The following is an 18,448-nucleotide window of genomic DNA, read 5'->3' as shown; positions in this document are numbered from 1 at the left end:
GGCGCGGGCATCCTTGCCGGGCCAGCGGTGCGCCGCACTCAGTCGATGTAGCGCAGGCCGGCCTTGGCCAGCGGCTCGCGCATGGCGTACATGTCCAGGCCAAGCTCGCCGGCCGCGAAGCGCGCGCGCTTGGCCGTCTCGTTGGCCTCGCGCGCTTCGGCCGCATCGGCCACCTGCTGCGCGCGCGCGGCGGGCACCACCACCACGCCGTCGATGTCGGCCACCACCACGTCGCCCGGATACACCAGGGCGCCCGCGCACACCACCGGCACGTTGACCGAGCCGAGCGTTGCCTTGATCGTGCCCTTCGGATGGATGGCGCGGCTGAACACGGGGAAGCCCATCGCATTGAGGTCGCGCACGTCGCGCACGCCGCCGTCGATCACGAGGCCCTTGCAGCCGCGCGCCTTGAACGAGGTGGCGAGCAGGTCGCCGAAGAAGCCGTCGGTGCTGTCGCTGGTGCAGGCCGCGACCACCACGTCGCCGGGCTGGATCTGCTCGGCCGCCACATGCAGCATCCAGTTGTCGCCGGGCTGCAGCAGCACGGTGACGGCCGGGCCGCAGAAGCGCGCGTCGGGATGGATCGGGCGGATGCGCGGCTGCATCAGCCCGAGCCGGCCGAGCGCCTCGTGCACGGTGGAGACGCCGAAGCGCGAAAGCTTTTCGACCGCGGCGGCATCCGCACGCGCGATCTGGCGGTGAACCACGCCGAGCTGTTGGAGGGTGTTGGAAGCAGACATGAGATCAGAGCCCCTTGGCGATGAGTGCGCGGTCCAGGCGCGGGTACACGCGGCGTGCGTTGCCTTCGAACACCTTGTGCCGCGCCTTCGCGTCGAGCATGGGTGCGGAGTCGATGTAGCGCCGTGTGTCGTCGTAGAAGAAGCCGGTCTCCGGGTCGATGCCGCGCACCGCGCCGATCATTTCGCTCGCGAAGAGAATGTTGTCGACCGGTATCACGCGGGTCAGCAGGTCGATGCCCGGCTGGTGGTACACGCAGGTGTCGAAGAAGATGTTGTTCAGCAGGTGGTCCTTGAGCAGCGGCTTCTTCATCTCCTGCGCCAGTCCGCGGAAGCGCCCCCAGTGGTAGGGCACCGCGCCGCCGCCGTGCGGGATCACGAAGCGCAGCGTCGGGAAGTCGGTGAACAGATCCGACGTGAGGCACTGCATGAAGGCCGTGGTGTCGGCATTCAGGTAGTGCGCACCGGTGGTGTGGAAGCAGGCGTTGCAGCTGGTGCTCACGTGCACCATGGCCGGAATGTCGTGCTCGACCATCTTCTCGTAGAGCGGATACCAGTGGCGGTCCGACAGCGGCGGCGAGGTCCAGTGCCCGCCCGAGGGATCGGGGTTGAGGTTGATGGCCACGAAACCGTATTCGCGCACGCAGCGCTCCAGTTCCGGAATGCAGCTGCGCGGGTCCACGCCCGGCGACTGCGGCAGCATGGCCGCGCCGATGAAGTGGTCCGGGAACAGCTCGCTCACGCGAAAGCACAGCTCGTTGCAGATGGCGGCCCAGGTCGAAGACGTTTCGAAATCGCCGATGTGATGCGCCATGAAGCTCGCACGCGGGCTGAAGATCGTCAGGTCGCTGCCGCGTTCCTTCATGAGGCGCAGCTGGTTGCCCTCGATCGACTCGCGCAGCTCGTCGTCGCTGATCCGCAGGTCGGCGGCACGCGGCTTCAGCGCGGCGTCCTTCAGGCCCGCGATCTGCTGATTGCGCCAGTTCTCGAGCGCCTTGGGCGCCGTGGTGTAGTGGCCGTGGCAGTCGATGATCATTGGCAGTTCCGTGAATGGCTTGGGTGATGCTTTGCTGGCGCGTGGAGGGAGTGCGCCAGCCCTTGCGGCAAGTGTGGTTCGCGGGGCCGCCGCGTGGGGTGAGTTCGGGTTGCCCTACCATCAGACTTTTTTATCGATCAGGGTTTCCCCCACATCTCGCAGGCCGCTCCGGCGAGAGAACATCCTCAAAAAAGCAGAGCCCGTGCACCCACGAGACAAAGTTATCGACCGGACGCACGCCAGCGCGCTCGGCATCAACCTGCGGCACCTGCGCGCGTTCTCGGCCGTGGCCGCGGCCGGCAGCATCGCGAGGGCCGCGGACGAGCAGCTGTTTCGCGTCGCCTCGGGCGTCACGCGCTCCATCTCCGAGCTCGAAGGCGCGCTGGGCCGGCCGCTGTTCGATCGCGGCTCGCGCGGCATGGCGCTGAACTCGTATGGCAACCTGGTGCTGCTGCGCGCGCGGCGCATCGAGCGCGAGTTCGAGGATGCGCGCGCGCAGCTCGGGGCGCGCGGCGGCATCGGCGCCTCCGCCGACGTGCATTCGCTCTTCGCGTCGATCCTCAACGGCCGTCGCCTCGCGGTGATCGCGAGCCTGGTGGAGAAGCGCAACATGCCGGCGGTCGCGCGCGAATTCGGCATCACGCAGCCCGCCATCAGCCGCGCGCTGAAGGACCTCGAAGGCGGGCTCGGCGTCGCGCTGCTCGAGCGCAGGACACGCGGGCTCGTGCCCACGCCGGTGGGCGAGATCGTGGCCTTCTACTTCAAGCGGGTGCTCGCGGAGCTGCGCCACATCGGCCCGGACATCGCGGCCAGCGAGGGCATGCTGCAGGGCAGCGTGAACGTCGGCGCGCTGCCGCTCGGCCGCACGCAGATCCTGCCGCTGGCCGTTGCCTCGCTGCTGGCGCGCCATCCGGGGCTGCACGTCGCCACGGTCGAAAGCCCCTACGACGCATTGGCGGCGTTGCTGCGAAGCGGCGACATCGACTTCATCCTGGGCGCGCTGCGCAGCGGCGCCGAGGCCGGCGACCTGCAGCAGGAAGCGCTGTTTCAGGACCACATCTCGGTGATCGCCCGCGCCGGCCATCCGCTCGAGCACGCCGCGCGCGTCGACTTCGATGCCTTGCGGCAGGCGACCTGGGCGCTCTCGCGGCACGGCACGCCTTCGCGCGAACTGCTCGAGCGCTTTTTCTCCGCCGCGCGGCAGGCGCCTCCCATTCCCGCGGTGGAGACCGGCGACCTTGCCGTGCTGCGCGGCCTGCTGCTCGAAAGCGACATGCTGACCGCGATCTCGGCCCACCAGCTGCGCTACGAGATCCGCGACGGCAGCCTCGTCGTGCTCGACTTTCCGCTCGACGAAACTCGGCGCGAAATCGGGCTCACCCAACGCCTCGGCGCGTTCCCCTCGCCGGGTGCGCGCGCGCTGATGCAGGAAATCCGCGCGGTGGTCGGCCGCTCGCCCGATTTCCGCATCGCCGCGGCGAGCTGAAGTCATTACACTGAACATCGGTGCGGAGGCTCTGTAGAGGTGCCCATCATGCAAATCGCGATCTCCGAAATGACCACGGACGGGCTGCAAGCATTCGCCGACGCGTGGAATCGCCACGATGTCGACGCTCTCATGTCGTTCATGACGGACGATTGCGTCTTCGAATCGTCTGCCGGCGCCGATGCGTGCGGCACCCGATACGTCGGCGTCGAGGCCGTGCGAGCGGGTTTCGCGGAGGTCTGGGCAGTCTTTCCCGATGCCCACTGGGGGAACGCCCGCCATTTCGTCCACGGGGACCGGGGCGTCTCGGAATGGACGTTCACGGGAACGCGGACGAACGGCACGCGCGTTGAAGTTCAAGGCTGCGATCTGTTCACTTTCCGGGCCGGCAAGATTCTCCTGAAGAACTCCTACCGCAAGAATCGCCTGTCGCCTGCCGTGCCAACGCGATGAGACGTAGCCGGCAAGCTGGCAGGGGTGCCGTACAGAACCTCAAGGAGATCTCCTATGGCTGAGAGCGACAAGGTGTTCGCGGGCTCGATCCCGAAGTTCTACGACACGCTGATGGTCCCCCTGATCTTCGAGGCCTATGCCTCCGACATGGCGGAGCTTGCCGCCGCCTCCTCGCCAGGCTCGGTGCTTGAAACGGCGGCCGGCAGCGGCGTGGTCACGCGGGCGCTTGCACCAAGGCTCGGCGCCGGCGCGCACTACGTGGCGACCGATCTCAACCAGCCCATGATCGACTATGCCGCGAGCCGGCAGGGGCCCGACAGCCGTATCGAATGGCGGCAGGCGGACGCGCTCGACCTGCCGTTCGAAGATGCCTCGTTCGACGTCGTTTGCTGCCAGTTCGGCGCGATGTTTTTTCCCGACCGGGTCGCCGGCTACGCCGAGGCGCGTCGCGTGCTGAGGCCGGGCGGGCGCTTTGTCTTCAATGTCTGGGACCGTATCGAAGACAACGCCTTTGCCGACGACGTCACCAACGCCCTCGCCGCGGTGTTTCCGCACGACCCTCCGCGTTTCCTCGCCCGCACGCCGCACGGCTATCACGATGAGGCACTGATCCGCGAGGAATTGAGCCGCGCAGGATTCACCGACATCGAGATCGAGACGCGCGAGAAGCTGAGTCGCGCGCCCTCGGCACGCGACGTCGCCACCGCCTATTGCCAGGGAACGCCGCTGCGCAACGAAATCGAGGCGCGCGATGCCACCTTGCTTCAACTCGCTACGGACCGCGCAACGGAAGCAATCGCCAGCCGCCACGGCAAGGGCCCGGTGGCCGGCAAGATTCAGGCGCACGTCATCGTGGCGGCGGGATAGCGCAGTCCCGGCGAAAGGCTGCTGCCCGGTCGATCAGCCAGACCGTCCCCCCGAGTGATCGGCATGCGCACGGCCCTGCGCGAGCCGGTGGAGCAGGTCGCGGAGCGTGGCGCCGCATTCCTGCCGGACGCGCGCTCCGTCATGCAGGAGACAGCCTGGCGGGTCCGATCCGGGCACGATCGAGGCACGTCCAATCGAACTGCACACATGCCCGCGCTGGACCGGAAGGCGAGCCCGAGCCTGCGCTGATGGCCATCGCCGTCGGCCTTGTCTCCTGATCCTGACCTCACTACCCCTCACTCGAAAGACATCCGCATGGAATTCGCCTACACCCCCAAGGTCCAGGACCTGCGCACCCGCCTGCTCGCCTTCATGGACGCGCACATCTACCCGAACGAGCAACGCCAAGCCGAGGAAGCGCACCAGTCCTGGCTGAACGCACAGAAAAGCGGCGGCTTCTACACCGGCCTGCCGCTGCTGGAAGAACTCAAGGAGAAGGCACGGGCAGCCGGCCTCTGGAACCTGTTCCTGCCCGAAACCGCCCATGGCGCCGGGCTGACGAACCTGGAGTACGCGCCGCTGTGCGAGATCATGGGCCGGCGCTACTGGAGCGCCGAGGCGTTCAACTGCAGCGCGCCGGACACGGGCAACACCGAGGTGATCGAGCGCTACGGCTCGGCCGCGCAGAAGGCGCGCTGGCTGCAGCCGCTGCTCGACGGCCAGATCCGCTCCGCCTTCGCGATGACCGAACCCGCGGTGGCATCTTCCGACGCCACCAATATCGCCTGCAGCATCCGGCGCGAAGGCGATGAGTACGTCATCAACGGGCGCAAGTGGTACATCACGGGCGCCATGAACGAGCGCTGCAAGCTGTTCATCCTGATGGGCAAGACCGACCCGGACAATGCCGATCGCCACCGCCAGCAGTCGATGATCATCGTGCCCGCCGACACCCCCGGCATCACGGTGCTGCGCGACATGGCGCTGGTCAATCACTATGACGCGCCCTTCGGCCATCCTGAGGTGCTGTTCGAGAACGTGCGCGTGCCGGTCGACAACATCCTGCTGGGCGAGGGCCGCGGCTTCGAGATCGCGCAGGGCCGCCTCGGCCCGGGTCGCATCCACCACTGCATGCGCATGATCGGCATGGCCGAGTCGGCGCTGGAGATGATGTGCCAGCGCGTGGTGTCGCGCGTGGCCTTCGGCAAGCCGCTGGCCGAACAGGGCGTGTGGCGCGAGCGCATCGCGAAAAGCCGGATGCTGATCGACCAGACCCGCTGGATGGTGCTGCATGCGGCCTGGCGCATGGACACGGTGGGCAGCAAGGTGGCGGCCAAGGAGATCGCGATGATCAAGGTGATCGCACCCAACAACTGCATCCAGGTGATCGACGACGCGATGCAGGCCTTCGGCGCCATGGGCCTGAGCCAGGACACGCTGCTGGTGAACTTCTGGGCCTACGCCCGCCACCTGCGCATGGCCGACGGCCCGGATGAAGTGCACCGCAACGCGATCGCCAAGCACGAGCTCGCAGGCTATCGATAGGTCGAGGGCCTGCATTGCGGCAACCGTCGCCGCGTTCGACAGGGTGCCGCTGGCCAAGTTGCGGACCGTATGGCTTTGGCAAAACACCAGGCCTGCTTCGGACCAGGTCGTGCCGCCCCTCTCATGGCTGGTGTCCGGAATCCACATGTCCCGGCACAGATCGCCGCAGCAGGTCGAGCGCCACATCCACGATCATGTCCTCCTGGCCGCCCACCATCTTGCGCGCACCGAGCTCGACCAGGATGTCCACGGTCTTCAGGTTGTACTTCTTCGCGGCCGATTCGGCATGGCGCAGGAAACTCGAATAGACGCCCACATAGCCGAGCGCCAGCGTCTCGCGGTCCACGCGCACCGGGCGGTCCTGCAGCGGGCGCACCAGGTCGTCGGCCGCGTCCATCAGCTTGTAAAGATCGGTGCCGTGACGCCAGCCCTGGCGCTCGGCCGCCGCGATGAACACCTCGAGCGGCGCGTTGCCGGCGCCGGCGCCCATGCCGGCCAGGCTGGCGTCGATGCGGTCGCAGCCCTCTTCCACCGCAACGATGGAGTTCGCCACGCCGAGGCTCAGGTTGTGGTGCGCGTGGATGCCGGTCTGCGTCTCGGCGCTCAGCACGTCCTTGAACGCGCGGAACCGGTCGCGAACGTCGTCCATGCCGAGCGCGCCGCCGGAGTCGACCACGTAGACGCAGCTCGCGCCGTAGCTTTCCATCAAGAGCGCCTGCTCGGCCAGCTTTCTCGGCGTGGTCATGTGGCTCATCATCAGGAAACCCACCGGGTCCATGCCGAGCTCGCGCGCGTATTCCAGATGCTGGCGCGACACGTCGGCCTCGGTGCAGTGGGTTGCGACGCGCACGATGCGCGCGCCTGCATCGTGGGCATTGCGCAGGTCGTGCGTGGTGCCGATGCCGGGCAACAGCAAGGTGGCGACCTTCGCGGTCTTCACCGTTTCGGCCACGGCCGCGATCCATTCGACATCGGTATGCGCACCGAAGCCGTAGTTGAAACTGGAGCCCTCCAGCCCGTCGCCGTGCGCGACCTCGATGCTGTTGACGCCGGCAGCATCCAACGCCGCGGAAATCGCCTTGACGTTGGCAATGCTGTACTGGTGCCGAACGGCATGGCTGCCGTCGCGCAGCGTGACGTCGCTGATGTAGAGTTTCTTGCCGGTGGTCATGCGAACTCCTTCAGGCCGCGGGCGATGCCGCTGGCGATGCGCCGCTCGGCCATCAGGTCCGCGCACGCGAGCGCGGCCGAGGTCATGATGTCGAGGTTTCCGGCATAGGCCGGCAGGTAGTGGGCGGCACCTTCCACCTCGAGGTACACCGAGGTCTTGAGCCCGTGGCGCAGGCCGAGTCTGGGCACGTTGAGGGGCCGGTCGGCGGGAACCGCGTCGAACTGGACGCGCTGCTTCAGCCGGTAGCCCGGCACGTAGGCCTGCACGCTCGCCACCATCTGCGCGATGCTGGCTTCCACCGCCGCCTGGTCGGCCGCTTCGGAGAGTACGAACACCGTGTCGCGCATGATCAGCGGCGGCTCCGCCGGGTTCAGCACGATGATCGCCTTGCCGCGCTCCGCGCCGCCGAGCTTCTCGATTGCGGCGCGGGTGGTTTCGGTGAACTCGTCGATGTTGGCCCGCGTACCGGGACCGGCGCTCTTGCTCGAGATCGATGCGACGATCTCGGCGTAGTGCACCTTGGCGACGCGCGATACGGCGGCCACCATGGGGATGGTCGCCTGCCCGCCGCAGGTCACCATGTTCATGTTGCTGGCGTTCTCGGCATCGAGGTTGATCGCGGGGATCACGTAGGGACCGATGGCCGCGGGCGTCAGGTCGATGACCTGCACGCCATGGGCCTGAAGCACCTCGTCGTGGCGCGCATGGGCGCCGGCCGAGGTGGCATCGAACACGATGTCGATGTCCGGGAACACGCCGAGCCGCAGCAGCCCTTCGATGCCTTCCGCGGTGGTGGCGATGCCCAGGCGCTCGGCGCGCGCCAGGCCGTCGGATGCCGGATCGACGCCGACCATCGCACCCATCTCCAGGTGCTTGCTGTTGCGCATGACCTTGATCATCAGGTCGGTGCCGATATTGCCCGGCCCGATGATGGCGACCTTCAGTTTGTTCGTCACGTGGCTTCTTTCAGTTGGCGAGCAGCTTGGCCGTCGCGTCGGCGAGCTCTGCGCCGGATGGGTCGGAGGCGGCTTCCGCCCGGATGTCGGATACAAGTTGGCCCCCGCGTCCCCAGTGGCCCGACGGGTACTCGTGCAGAAGGACCCGCACCGCGTCCAGCGGCATCTCGAGGCTCTCCGCCATGGCGCGCGAAACGCTCTCTATCAGCCGCCGCTTTTTTTCGGGGCTGCGCCCCTCGATGATCTTGATCAAGGCAATGGGCACGATTCACTCCTCCACATGAAAGCCGGCGGAGCCGAGCCGCTCCATCTCGATCGAGACGTACTGGCCCGGCTTGATCCACTCGGCGGGCGTCGCGCCGCCCGCCATCACCACCCAGCCAGCCTGCAGCGGCTCGCCGGCCGCCGCCGAGAGGCGCGCCGCGGCAACCAGCGAGCGCAACGGGTGGCCCAGGATGGCGGCGGTGGAACCGACCTGCATCACGCGCCCATCGATGCTCATCACGAGGCCCAGGTTGCTGAAATCCTGGCGCGGGTCGCTCCAGGCGCCGATCACGAAGCCGCTCGACGAGGCGTTGTCCGCAATCACGTCGGGCAGGCTGAACTTGAAGTCGTGGTAGCGCGAGTCGATGATTTCGAGTGCCGGCGCCACGGCCTCGACCGCGGCAAGCGCCTCGGCCGCGGTGACGTCGCCGGCCAGCGATTTCTTCAGCACGAAGGCCAGCTCCGGCTCGACACGCGGATGCACGAAGCGCGCGAACTTCACAGGCGTGCCCTCCTCCACCTGCATGCCGCTCGACAGGCGCCCCCAGATGACGTCGTCGATGCCCATCTGAACCATCTTGGCGCGGCTCGTGAAGCCCATCTTCACGCCGACGCGGCGCTCCCCGCGCGCCAGGCGAAGCTGGATGGATGCGGACTGGATCGCATAGGCGTCGGCCAGCGAGAGCTCGCCCTTCGGGTCGATCTGCGGCACGGCCTTGGCATGGCGGGCGGCATCGTCCAGCAGATGCGCGAATTCGTGTGCCTGGCTCATTGGGATTCCTTCGCGTTGGCAGCGGCTTCGAACACGGCCTTGACGCTGCCGAGGCCGTTGATGTGGGTTTCGAAAACGTCGCCGGGTGCGACCGGCACCATCGGGCCGAGTGCGCCCGACAGCACCAGGTCGCCGGCGCGCAGCGGTTGGCCGAGCGCGGCCATGGTGCGGGCCAGCCAGACCACCGCGTTGATCGGATGGCCCAGGCATGCGGCACCCGCGCCGACCGACACTGGCTCGCCGCGGCGGTTCATGACCATGCCGCACAGCCTGAGATCGATCTCCCTGAGAAGCCGCGGCGAGCCGCCCAGCACGAAGGCCCCGGAGGACGCGTTGTCCGCGACCGTGTCGACGAACCGGATGTCCCAGCCCGCGATGCGGCTGCCCACGATCTCGATGGCCGGAAGGACGTGGTCCACCGCCTTGATCACGTCCGCATGCCCGGGGTTGGCCATGGCGAGGTCCCGGCCGAGCACGAAGGCAATCTCCGCCTCGACCTTCGGCTGATGAAGCCGCTGCATGGGAATCGGCTCTGCGTCGCCGAAGCTCATGTCATCGAACAGCACGCCGAAATCGGGCTGGTCGACGCCAAGCTGCGCCTGGACGGCACGTGCCGTGAGGCCGATCTTGCAGCCGACCACGCGGCGGCCTTCGACCAACCGGCGCTCGGTGTTCATCCGCTGGATGGCGTAGGCATCGGCCGCGTCGAGGGCGGGATAGGTGGCTCTCAATGGTGGAATGAAGTGGCCGGTCTGGGCGGCACGCCACAGGGCGTCGGCCGCTTCAGACAGCACGGCGGATTGGGAAGGCATGGGTTCTCCGTTGCCCGCGCGCGGCGGGCAGTTTGAAAGTGGGGGGATGGGGTCAGCGCGGGCAGGCTCGGCTGCCGCGCAGGGCTCAGAGGGCGCGATCCTTCAGGCCGACCTTGCTGTAGATCTCGTTCACGTGCTTCTTCACGCTTTCGGGCGTCGTGTCATCGACCGGCATGTGGGCCCAACCCACCTTCGCGCGGGCATGCTGGCCGATCTCCTCGTCCTGGTCGCCCGTCGCACCGCTGATGCCGTAGGCGCCGACCATCTCGTTGCCCTTGAACACGGGTGCACAGCCGCCGGAGGCGACCACCTGGCCATTGGTGAAGACCGAAGCATTGACCAGCATCTGCGGGTTGCGCTCCTTGAACCACTGCTGAATGACGAGGCCGTCGCTGAAACGCGGGCTCATCGAGCGGAAGGCGGCCACGGTGAACGCCTTCGCGCGGGCCGTGTCCGGGGTGATGAAGCCCGCCTCGTCCATGCGCTCGAGCGCGATCAGGTGGCCCTCGGGCCCGACGATGGCAACGGAGATGGGCACTCCCATTTCCGCAGCCTTCTCGGTGACCGCGGCGATGAATTCTCGGCACTCGGTGACGCGCAGCTTGGACATTTCGGTATTCCTCTTTTGAAAAAACTTCTCTTCACTCGGGCTTGATGCCCGTCTGCTGGATGAACTTCGACCACCGCGCGCCCTCGCTCCGCAGGAAGCGCGACAGTTCCTCGTCGCTGGTCTTCAGGACGTCGATGGCCTGCGCCTTGTAGATCGCCTGGATCTCGCTCGAGTCGAGCGCCGCGTGGGCCGCGTTGCGCAGCGTGGTAATCACGCTGGCCGGCGTCCGGGCCGGGGCCATCAGCCCCATCCAGACGGAGGTGTCGAAGCCCTTCAAGCCCAGCTCGTCGAGCGTGTGAAGTTCCGGCGCGATCGAGGTTCTGCGCGGGCTGGTGACGGCCAGCGCTTGCAGCTTGTTCGCGCGCACCTGCGGCAGCACCGTGGAGGCCGGCGAGAACATGAGCTGCACCTGGCCCCCGAGCAAGTCCGTCACCGCGGGCGTGCTTCCCTTGTACGGAACGTGGACCATCTTGATGTCGGCCATCCGCGCGAACAGTTCGCCCGACAGGTGCGGAGAGGTACCGACGCCCGACGAGGCAAAGGACAGCGAGCCCGGCTTGGCCTTGGCGAGCGCGATCAGCTCGGCCACGCTCGACACCTTCAGCGAAGGATGAACCACCAGCACATTGGGCACGTTCCCGATTAGCGTGATCGGCTTGAAGTCTTTCAACGGATCGACCGCATTGGCGACCGGGAACGCGGCGTTGATGACGTTGGCGATCGTGATCGCGAAGACGGTGTAGCCATCGGGCGGCGCCGTGGCCACGGCCTTGGCGGCGATGTTGCTGCCGGCGCCGGGCCGGTTGTCCACGATGAAGGGCTGGCCCAGTCGCCGGGCCATCTGGTCCACGACGGCCCGCACCGCCACGTCGGTCGCCGTGCCAGGCGGGAAACCCACCAGCACCTTGACGGGCGAGCTTGGATAAGCAGGCTGCGCAGCGCTCCATGAGGGCAAGGCGGCGGCAGCGAGCGCCGGCACGGAGGCGAGGAGGAGTTCACGGCGTTTCATGTCTCTGGTCTTTCTCTGTTGGAGTGATTAGAAGACGCACACGGCTGTGATTCAATCGAGACTTTCCAATCGAATGATTGGCTCCGCTCATGAATGTGACTCTCCGCCAGCTCCGGGCTTTCGTGCTGGTCGCGCGGCTTGGCAACTTCACCCGCGCCGCGCAGGCCATGCATGTCACGCAATCGGCCCTCAGCCTCTTGGTGCGCGAACTCGAAAGCACCATCGAGAGCCGGCTGTTCGACCGCACCACGCGAACCGTGGCGCTGACGGCGGCGGGCAGCGACTTCTTCCCGCGCGCGGAACGCATCCTGGCCGAGCTCGAGTCGGCGATTGCGGGCGTGGACAAGCTCGTGGCGCGGGAACGCGGGCGCGTCGTGGTGGCCGCCCCGCTGGTGCTGTCCAGCACCTACCTTCCGCCGATCCTGTCTGCCTTCGGCGCGCAATACCCCGGCATCGAGGTGGTGCTGCAGGACACGCTCCCCAACCAGGTGCTGCCGCTGGTGCGCAGCGGCGCGGCCGACGTCGGCATCGGCACTTTCGCGTCGGATGAAGTCGACATCCAGCGCACCCTGCTCTTCTCGGAAGCCATGGCAGCCGCATTCCCGGCCGGGCACGCGTTCAGCCGCTCGAAGAAACTGACCTGGGCGGACATCGCGCAGGAGCCGGTGCTCGCATTGCGCCGCGGCAGCGTCTTCCGCGACCTCAGCGAAGCAGGCTTCGCCGCCGCCGGGCTGATGCTGAAGCCCACGAGGGAGGCCAACTATGCGGGCTCGCTCATCGGCATGGTGGACGCCGGGCTCGGCGTCGCGATCCTCCCCGGCTATGCGGTGAAGCTGGCCGACCCCGCGCGGATCGGCTGGCGCCGCATCGAGAACCCTTCGATCGACCGTGAGGTCTCGCTGGTGCAGCGAGCGGGCGTTTCGCTTTCGCACGCGGCGCAGGGCTTCGTCGACTTCATCGTCGCCCCGCCCGCAGCGCAGCACCCCCCGCCGGCCAAACCGCCTCGACGCAAGGTACCCTAGAACGCGTGGCGGATACCGAGGTCGTATCCGCTCGAGGTTCGCGGTGCAAACACGCTCGTGGCGATGAACGCCGGACCGCCCACCGTCAATGCCGCGCCGTTCTTGTTGCTGATGCGCGCGACGGTGGCATACAGCGCGGTGCGCTTCGACAGGTTGTGCACGTAGCTGAGGCTGAGCTTGCCGGCTTTGGGATCGGGCACCGGCACCAAGGCCGTGGGCGCCGCATCCGTGTCGTAACTGACGCGTGAATAGGCGGCGCGGATGAGGCCCGGCCCCACCGGAATGGTCGCACCGATCAGGTAGCCCTTGAGGTCCGTGTCGCGCAAGGGAAACAATGGCACGGCGGCGTAGTCGCGCGTCTTGCTGACGCGGGACAGTTCGCCAAAGAGCTTGACGATGCCGAAGTCGTATGACGCGCCCAGGTTGATTGTCTTCACGTTGTCGGTGGTGCCCGCGAAATAGTCGTCCCCCGCCGTGCTGCTGCCGTAGGCGAGCGCGATGTCCAGGGGACCGTTGAGATAGCCGATGCGGCCTCCCACGTAGCGGCCGGCGCGGCTGCTTGCGACGGCGCCGGCGTTGACCTGGCCGGTGAGCGGGTTCACGCCCGGCGGCGTGGCGGTGCCCGGGTCGTAGCTGTTGTTCTCGTGCAGCGCGTACATGAACTGGCCATAGAACCCGCCGAGATTGGGAGGCAGGAAGTAGCCGATCGAGTTGCTCGCACGCAGGTAGTTGGCATTGCCGCCGAAACCGCCGGCACCGCCGGTGGTGTTGAAAAGGCTGGCTGCGGAGATCAGGTTGGCGCCGACACCGACCGCGGCAAACGGGTCGTACACCGTGTCGTTCCAGAAGGTGGGCGTGAAGTCGCGCCCCAGGCGAATTTCGCCGAAGCCACCCATGAGGCTCACGGTGGAACGCCGGCTGAAGTTCGCAAGGCCGGTCGCGCCGTCGTCGTTGGTGATGGGGCTTTCGAGCCAGAAGCCGGCCGCGAGCCCGCCGCCCAGATCCTCCGTGCCCCGGAAGCCCAGGCGGCTGTTGTTGTAGGCCGAGTTCGCGAGCGCGGTCCGGCTCACGGTGCGCGAGCCCTGGTTGACGTAGAAGGGCGATGCCGGCGTTGCGAAGTTGCGGTCCTCCGACTTGCTGGCGTAGTGGCTGACCGACGCATCGACGACGCCGAAGATGGTGACGGACGACTGCGCGCATGCAGCGCCGGCCGAGCCGAGGGCGAGCATGCCGAGCAATGAGCTTTTCAGCTTGTCCCGATGGCGCAGAGAGGGGTGGGGCTTCATGTCTTGTCTCCAGTTTTCGTTGCGATCCAGGCGAGGTGGCCGGACGGCGGATCAATCCGTCCGGCCTTGTGATGCGGTTCGCTTCTATTTATGCTATCGTTAGCATTGATTCTAGAGAGACTTTCTAGATGAAGTCAAACGGCTTCTTCTTGGCATCCGGACACTGGCGTGCTATCGTTAGTGCATTCCCGCACACTGTTCGCGCATATAGTTCGCACATGGTCACGATCAAAGACATTGCCCGGCGCCTCGAGGTCTCCGCTTCCACCGTGGGCCGGGCCCTATCCGACGACCCGCGCATCAGTTCCGCCATGAAGCAGAAGGTGGCCGAGGTCGCGAACGAGTTGGGCTATGTCGCCAACCGCGCGGCGCGCATGATGCGCGGGGCCTCCAGCAACCTGGTGGGCCTGGTCGTTCCGGACATTCGCAACAGCTTCTACTCGACCATCGCGCATGCGCTGTCTAAATGCCTGGAGAGCGCGGATCTGCAGCTCACGCTGTCGGAGACCGACGACGACCGCCTGGTCGAGCTGCGTCATATCCGCGAGCTCACCAGCGTCAACGTGGCCGGCATCATCATCGTGCCCACCGCGCGGCCGCATCCGGAGTCGGTGCGCCTTCTCAAGATGACGCCGCGCATCCAGCTGCTGCGCAGGCATGCGGCGCTGGGCGAGCACTGGTTCGGCATCGACGACGCGCAGGCGCTGTTCCAGGCCACGCGCCACCTGGTCGAACTCGGCCATCAGCGCATCGCCTACATCGGCGGCACCACCGATCTGCCCACCGGCGCCGCGCGGCTGCAAGGCTTTCACAACGCTCTCGCAGGCAGCAAGGCGGCCACGCATGCGCGCGAGGAACTCGGCGCGCCCGCCTCGACGGACTTCGGCCGCGACGCGATCCGCCGCCTGCTCGCGCTGCGCACCCCGCCCACGGCGGTGGTCCTGGGTTCGGTCCAGAACACGCAGGGCGTGCTGGAAGAACTGCATGCAAGCGGCGTGCGCGTGCCCGAACAGCTGTCGGTCGTCGGCTTCGGCGACGAGCTGGGCTTCAGGTGGTGGGGCCCGGGCCTCACGACCGTGAGCCTGCCAGTCTCCGAACTGGCCACCGCCTGCGGGCTCTGGTTCATTCACCAGCTGAAGCAAAAGCCTGAAAGCGCGACCCCCTACAGCGCCGTCTCGCCGCCCACGCTCGTGGTGCGCGGCAGCACCCGCGCGCTGGAAACGGCCAGCGCCAAACGCGGCCAGGCCCGTCTGCTCGCCGACTAGCCATTCTATCCCCATCTCACAATGAACCACACTGTCCTGCTCACCGACTACGCCTGGCCCGACGACAGCATCGAGCGGAGCATCGTCGAAGCCGCCGGCATGCGCCTCGTGAGCGGCCCGGCCACGCCGTTGCCTGCGGAGGGCATCGAAGCGCTGGCGCGCGGGCACCAGCCATCGGCCATCCTGACCTGCTGGGCCCCTGTGTCGGCTGACGCCATCGCTGCCGCGCCGGAACTCCAGATCGTCGCCAGGCTTGGCGTGGGGCTCGACAACATCGCAGTCGATGCCGCGAGCGCGCGGGGCATCTGGGTCACCAACGTGCCGGACTATTGCGTGGAGGAAGTGTCGGACCATGCGGTCGGCTTCGCGCTCGCATGGACGCGCGGCCTGGTCCGCTTCGACCGCGAAGTACGTGCCGGCCGCTGGGACCCCGCGACGGCGAGGCTGCGCCGGCTCGCCGCGCTCACCTGCGGCATCGTCGGCTTCGGGCGCATCGGCCGCGCGACCGCGCGCAAGCTCGGCGCGTTCGGCTGCCGGGTGCTGGCACACGATCCCCATTTTTCCGGCGAGGCCGAAGGCGCTCGGAGCGTGACGCTCGACGCCCTGTTCTCGCAGAGCGACATCGTGATCGTGCACGCGCCGCTGACGGCAACGACACGGCATCTGGTCAACCGCGAGCGGCTCGCGCAGATGCCTCACGGCGGCCTCCTCATCAATGTGAGCCGCGGCAGCGTCGTCGATACGGACGCCGTGATCGAAGCACTCGGCAGCGGCCAGCTGTCCGGCGCCGCGCTCGACGTCCTCGAGTCCGAACCCGAGGTTCCGGCCCAGCTCCGAACCCATCCCGGCGCCATGCTCACGCCCCATGTCGCGTTCTCGTCGGATGCGTCGCTGGTCGAGCTGCGCCGGCGCGCGGCCGAGGAAGTGGTGCGGGTGCTGCAGGGCGTTGCACCACGGCAGCCGCGCAACGCCGGGCCGCAAAGATAACCTTGCCGCCCGGCGGAGGCCGGGATCAGCGAACCGCTGCCCGGCCCCACTCGCGTGCGATGTGCGAGAGCTGGCTCGCGGGACGCAGCACCAGCGGAACGGCGAACGCGCGTACCGCATCGCGTTGGACCTCTTCATTCACGTACTCGACCGGCGACTTGCCATCGATACGGGCCAGCAGCAGCGCGGGCAGCAAGCGGGCGGCGCGTTCTTCCAGCTCCGCACGCGGTTCCCAGTTCGCCTGCTCGAAGTAGGCACCGGCCAGCGCCGCGAACGCTGCGAGCAAGGCCTCGCAACGATCGGGGCGCACGAGGCACTTCAGCAAGAGATGGTTCAGGCAAAAAGCCAGGTCGAAGGCCGGGTCTCCGTACCAGGCGCACTCCGCGTCGAGCAGCACGGGCCCGCGGGGGCCGACCAGGATGTTCTTCGGGCTGACGTCGCCGTGCACCAGTGCGATGTGCAGCCCGGCCGTGCGTTCCACCAGATCCGTCAGCGCGGCGCCCAACGCCGGATGGCGTTGCGCCGTCGCGGCAAAATACGGTTCGAGGCGCAGCGCCCGGAAGTTGTCAGTCGTATCGAATGCGGCGGCGAGTTCGGCCCTGCCCGCACTGGCCGCATGCAACTCGCCGAGGACACGGCCGACCGCTTGCGCCGCGCGCGCCGAGACATCGCCGGCCATCAGCTGCTCCTTCCACACCGGATGCTCCTCGGGCGCGAGAAAGGACATGGCAAAGAGCCCTGCCTCGGGATCATGGGCGAGCGGACGCGGCGCATTGTCGGGCGCGTGGCATGCCGCGAACTGCAACCACGCCCACTCGTAGGCGTTGCGCGACACCGGGGCTTGCCAATCCGCGGACACCTTGAGCTTGGCCAACGCGCGCTTGATGCACAGCGATCGGCCCGGGAGCTCCACGCGCCAGATATCGGACGACACCCCGCCCGCCAGCGGGTGCCATTGCGCCGGCTCCCCGTCGCGGGCCAATCCCTGCGACACCAGGAAAGCGCCGAGCATGGATTCCGCGCCGTTCACGCCGCGTCCACTGCCTGGGGCAGCACGACGTAGTTGCTGAAACCTCCGTCGCGGTCCTTCAGCCCGGAGATCGCCTCGTTCACGCGCGAGAGCGGGAAGGCGCGATGCTCCAGGTACGACAGGTCCAGCGTGCCGGTGCGAACCATCTCGGCCATCTCCTGGCCCTGTGCCGTGGTGAACCAGTTCGACCCGATCAACTGGATCTGCTCGTCCATCAACCACTTCACGTCGATCGGCAGGTCTTCCGCCACGCCGCCCACATTGACCACCTTGCCGCCGCGGCGCACACCCTTCATCGAGTCGAGCATGGTGGCCGCGGGCGCCTTCGCGCCCAACGCGCTGATGGCGAAGTCGGCACCCTCCCCGCCCGTGAGGGACTTGGCCCATTCGCCGGTGGAGCCCTCGCCGAGCCGCATCACCTGGATGCGGTCGGGTGCCAGCGCCTTGATCCTGGCGAGCAGCCGTTCGTCGCGCCCGGTGCCGAGGATCTGCGACAGGCCCATGGCCAAGCCCAGCATCGTGGCTGCGACGCCCAGCGTGCCCGTGATGCCGTCGATCAGCGCGACCTGGCCGGGGCCGGCGCCCGCGTTCTTCAAGGCGCCGTAGGAGGTGCCCAGATAGCCGAAGCGCCCCGCTTGCTCGAAGCTCAGGTTGTCCGGCAGGTTGACGATCGCGTACTCCGGCGCCGTCATGTACTGGCTGAAGCCGCCGTACGGATACAGGTCGAAGATGCGCTGGCCGTCGCGGCTCGTGCTGAAGTAGCCGTTCAACGTGAAGTAGCGGCAATGGCTGCGCTGGCCGGCACGGCATGCGCTGCAGGAGCCACAGGAGCGCAGCGGGCTCACGTACACGCGGTCCCCGGGCCTGGCATTGATCACGGCCTCGCCGACCTCTTCGACGACACCCACGGCGTCCAGCCCGAAGATGGCCGGGAAGCGCGGCAAGGGCTGGTGCGGAAACCAGGTCGGCCAGTTGTTGATGACATTGGCCATGTTGGGGACGATGCCGCATGCCATCACCTTCACCAGCAGGTCGGTGGGGCGGGGTTTGGGAATCGGGATCGTGTCGAGCGACATCGGCGTGCCGAGCGCGTGCAGCCGGGCTGCGGTCATTGTTCTGCTCATGAAAACCTCTTTTTGA

At 67.6% G+C, this 18,448-nt stretch carries 19 protein-coding genes; 7 read left to right on the top strand and 12 right to left on the bottom strand.

Annotation, left to right across the window (positions count from 1 at the left end; all coding sequences use genetic code 11):
• Positions 1-38: 38 nt before the first annotated feature.
• The gene (gene ligK, locus ACAM55_RS28995; protein ID WP_369656711.1) at positions 39-740 is read right to left on the bottom strand and encodes a 4-carboxy-4-hydroxy-2-oxoadipate aldolase/oxaloacetate decarboxylase; all 702 of its coding nucleotides are present in this window, start codon (positions 738-740) and stop codon (positions 39-41) included.
• Positions 741-744: 4 nt separating this feature from the next.
• Entirely contained in the window at positions 745-1,773 is a 1,029-nt protein-coding gene (locus tag ACAM55_RS28990) for an amidohydrolase family protein (RefSeq protein WP_369656710.1), read from the bottom strand.
• 202 nt (positions 1,774-1,975) lie between these two features.
• Between ACAM55_RS28990 and ACAM55_RS28985 the strand changes: the two genes are divergently transcribed.
• From ACAM55_RS28985 to ACAM55_RS28970, 4 genes are all read left to right on the top strand, one after another.
• Positions 1,976-3,259: a LysR family transcriptional regulator gene (locus ACAM55_RS28985; protein WP_369656709.1), complete on the top strand. Its 1,284-nt coding sequence runs from the start codon at positions 1,976-1,978 to the stop codon at positions 3,257-3,259.
• 48 nt (positions 3,260-3,307) lie between these two features.
• Positions 3,308-3,712 carry a nuclear transport factor 2 family protein gene (locus ACAM55_RS28980; RefSeq protein ID WP_369656708.1) on the top strand — a complete coding sequence of 135 codons (405 nt, stop codon included), beginning with the start codon at positions 3,308-3,310 and terminating at the stop codon, positions 3,710-3,712.
• A 54-nt stretch (positions 3,713-3,766) separates the two neighbouring features.
• Complete coding sequence (locus tag ACAM55_RS28975; RefSeq protein ID WP_369656707.1) at positions 3,767-4,579, top strand: class I SAM-dependent methyltransferase; 813 nt, start codon at positions 3,767-3,769, stop codon at positions 4,577-4,579.
• 315 nt (positions 4,580-4,894) lie between these two features.
• Positions 4,895-6,124: an acyl-CoA dehydrogenase family protein gene (locus tag ACAM55_RS28970; protein ID WP_369656706.1), complete on the top strand. Its 1,230-nt coding sequence runs from the start codon at positions 4,895-4,897 to the stop codon at positions 6,122-6,124.
• 121 nt (positions 6,125-6,245) lie between these two features.
• Here ACAM55_RS28970 and dmpG read toward each other — a convergent pair whose 3' ends face one another.
• From dmpG to ACAM55_RS28935, 7 genes are all read right to left on the bottom strand, one after another.
• A complete protein-coding gene (dmpG, locus tag ACAM55_RS28965) occupies positions 6,246-7,295 on the bottom strand; it encodes a 4-hydroxy-2-oxovalerate aldolase (RefSeq protein ID WP_369656705.1) in 1,050 nt (349 codons plus the stop codon).
• The gene (locus ACAM55_RS28960; protein WP_369656704.1) at positions 7,292-8,251 is read right to left on the bottom strand and encodes an acetaldehyde dehydrogenase (acetylating); all 960 of its coding nucleotides are present in this window, start codon (positions 8,249-8,251) and stop codon (positions 7,292-7,294) included. The genes dmpG and ACAM55_RS28960 overlap by 4 nt, the downstream gene beginning before the upstream one ends.
• Before the next feature lie 10 nt (positions 8,252-8,261).
• Positions 8,262-8,516: a 4-oxalocrotonate tautomerase family protein gene (locus ACAM55_RS28955; RefSeq protein WP_369656703.1), complete on the bottom strand. Its 255-nt coding sequence runs from the start codon at positions 8,514-8,516 to the stop codon at positions 8,262-8,264.
• 3 nt (positions 8,517-8,519) lie between these two features.
• The gene (locus ACAM55_RS28950) at positions 8,520-9,287 is read right to left on the bottom strand and encodes a 2-keto-4-pentenoate hydratase (RefSeq protein WP_369656702.1); all 768 of its coding nucleotides are present in this window, start codon (positions 9,285-9,287) and stop codon (positions 8,520-8,522) included.
• Entirely contained in the window at positions 9,284-10,099 is an 816-nt protein-coding gene (mhpD, locus tag ACAM55_RS28945; RefSeq protein ID WP_369656701.1) for a 2-keto-4-pentenoate hydratase, read from the bottom strand. The genes ACAM55_RS28950 and mhpD overlap by 4 nt, the downstream gene beginning before the upstream one ends.
• Before the next feature lie 85 nt (positions 10,100-10,184).
• A complete protein-coding gene (locus ACAM55_RS28940; RefSeq protein ID WP_369656700.1) occupies positions 10,185-10,709 on the bottom strand; it encodes a heme-binding protein in 525 nt (174 codons plus the stop codon).
• 31 nt (positions 10,710-10,740) lie between these two features.
• Positions 10,741-11,718 (bottom strand): tripartite tricarboxylate transporter substrate binding protein, encoded by a 978-nt coding sequence (locus ACAM55_RS28935; protein WP_369656699.1) that lies wholly within the window; start codon positions 11,716-11,718, stop codon positions 10,741-10,743.
• Positions 11,719-11,807: 89 nt separating this feature from the next.
• On the opposite strand from ACAM55_RS28935, the gene ACAM55_RS28930 reads away from it, so the two are divergent.
• The gene (locus ACAM55_RS28930) at positions 11,808-12,740 is read left to right on the top strand and encodes a LysR family transcriptional regulator (RefSeq protein WP_369656698.1); all 933 of its coding nucleotides are present in this window, start codon (positions 11,808-11,810) and stop codon (positions 12,738-12,740) included.
• Here ACAM55_RS28930 and ACAM55_RS28925 read toward each other — a convergent pair.
• The gene (locus tag ACAM55_RS28925; RefSeq protein ID WP_369656697.1) at positions 12,737-14,026 is read right to left on the bottom strand and encodes a porin; all 1,290 of its coding nucleotides are present in this window, start codon (positions 14,024-14,026) and stop codon (positions 12,737-12,739) included. The two genes, ACAM55_RS28930 and ACAM55_RS28925, sit on opposite strands and share 4 nt — an antisense overlap.
• 218 nt (positions 14,027-14,244) lie before the next feature.
• Between ACAM55_RS28925 and ACAM55_RS28920 the strand changes: the two genes are divergently transcribed.
• Positions 14,245-15,291: a LacI family DNA-binding transcriptional regulator gene (locus ACAM55_RS28920; RefSeq protein WP_369656696.1), complete on the top strand. Its 1,047-nt coding sequence runs from the start codon at positions 14,245-14,247 to the stop codon at positions 15,289-15,291.
• A gap of 21 nt (positions 15,292-15,312) precedes the next feature.
• Positions 15,313-16,278 (top strand): C-terminal binding protein, encoded by a 966-nt coding sequence (locus ACAM55_RS28915; RefSeq protein ID WP_369656695.1) that lies wholly within the window; start codon positions 15,313-15,315, stop codon positions 16,276-16,278.
• 25 nt (positions 16,279-16,303) lie between these two features.
• Here the strand turns inward: ACAM55_RS28915 and ACAM55_RS28910 are convergent, their stop codons facing one another.
• A complete protein-coding gene (locus ACAM55_RS28910) occupies positions 16,304-17,290 on the bottom strand; it encodes a phosphotransferase family protein (RefSeq protein WP_369656694.1) in 987 nt (328 codons plus the stop codon).
• Positions 17,291-17,304: 14 nt separating this feature from the next.
• Positions 17,305-18,432, bottom strand: coding sequence for an alcohol dehydrogenase catalytic domain-containing protein (locus ACAM55_RS28905; RefSeq protein WP_369656693.1), 1,128 nt, complete (start codon positions 18,430-18,432; stop codon positions 17,305-17,307).
• Positions 18,433-18,448: the final 16 nt, after the last annotated feature.

It is taken from the genome of Variovorax sp. V213, assembly GCF_041154455.1.
Classification (GTDB): Bacteria; Pseudomonadota; Gammaproteobacteria; order Burkholderiales; family Burkholderiaceae_C; genus Variovorax.
Note: the sequence above shows the minus strand (reverse complement) of the source record. Positions and strands in the feature narration are given on the sequence as shown.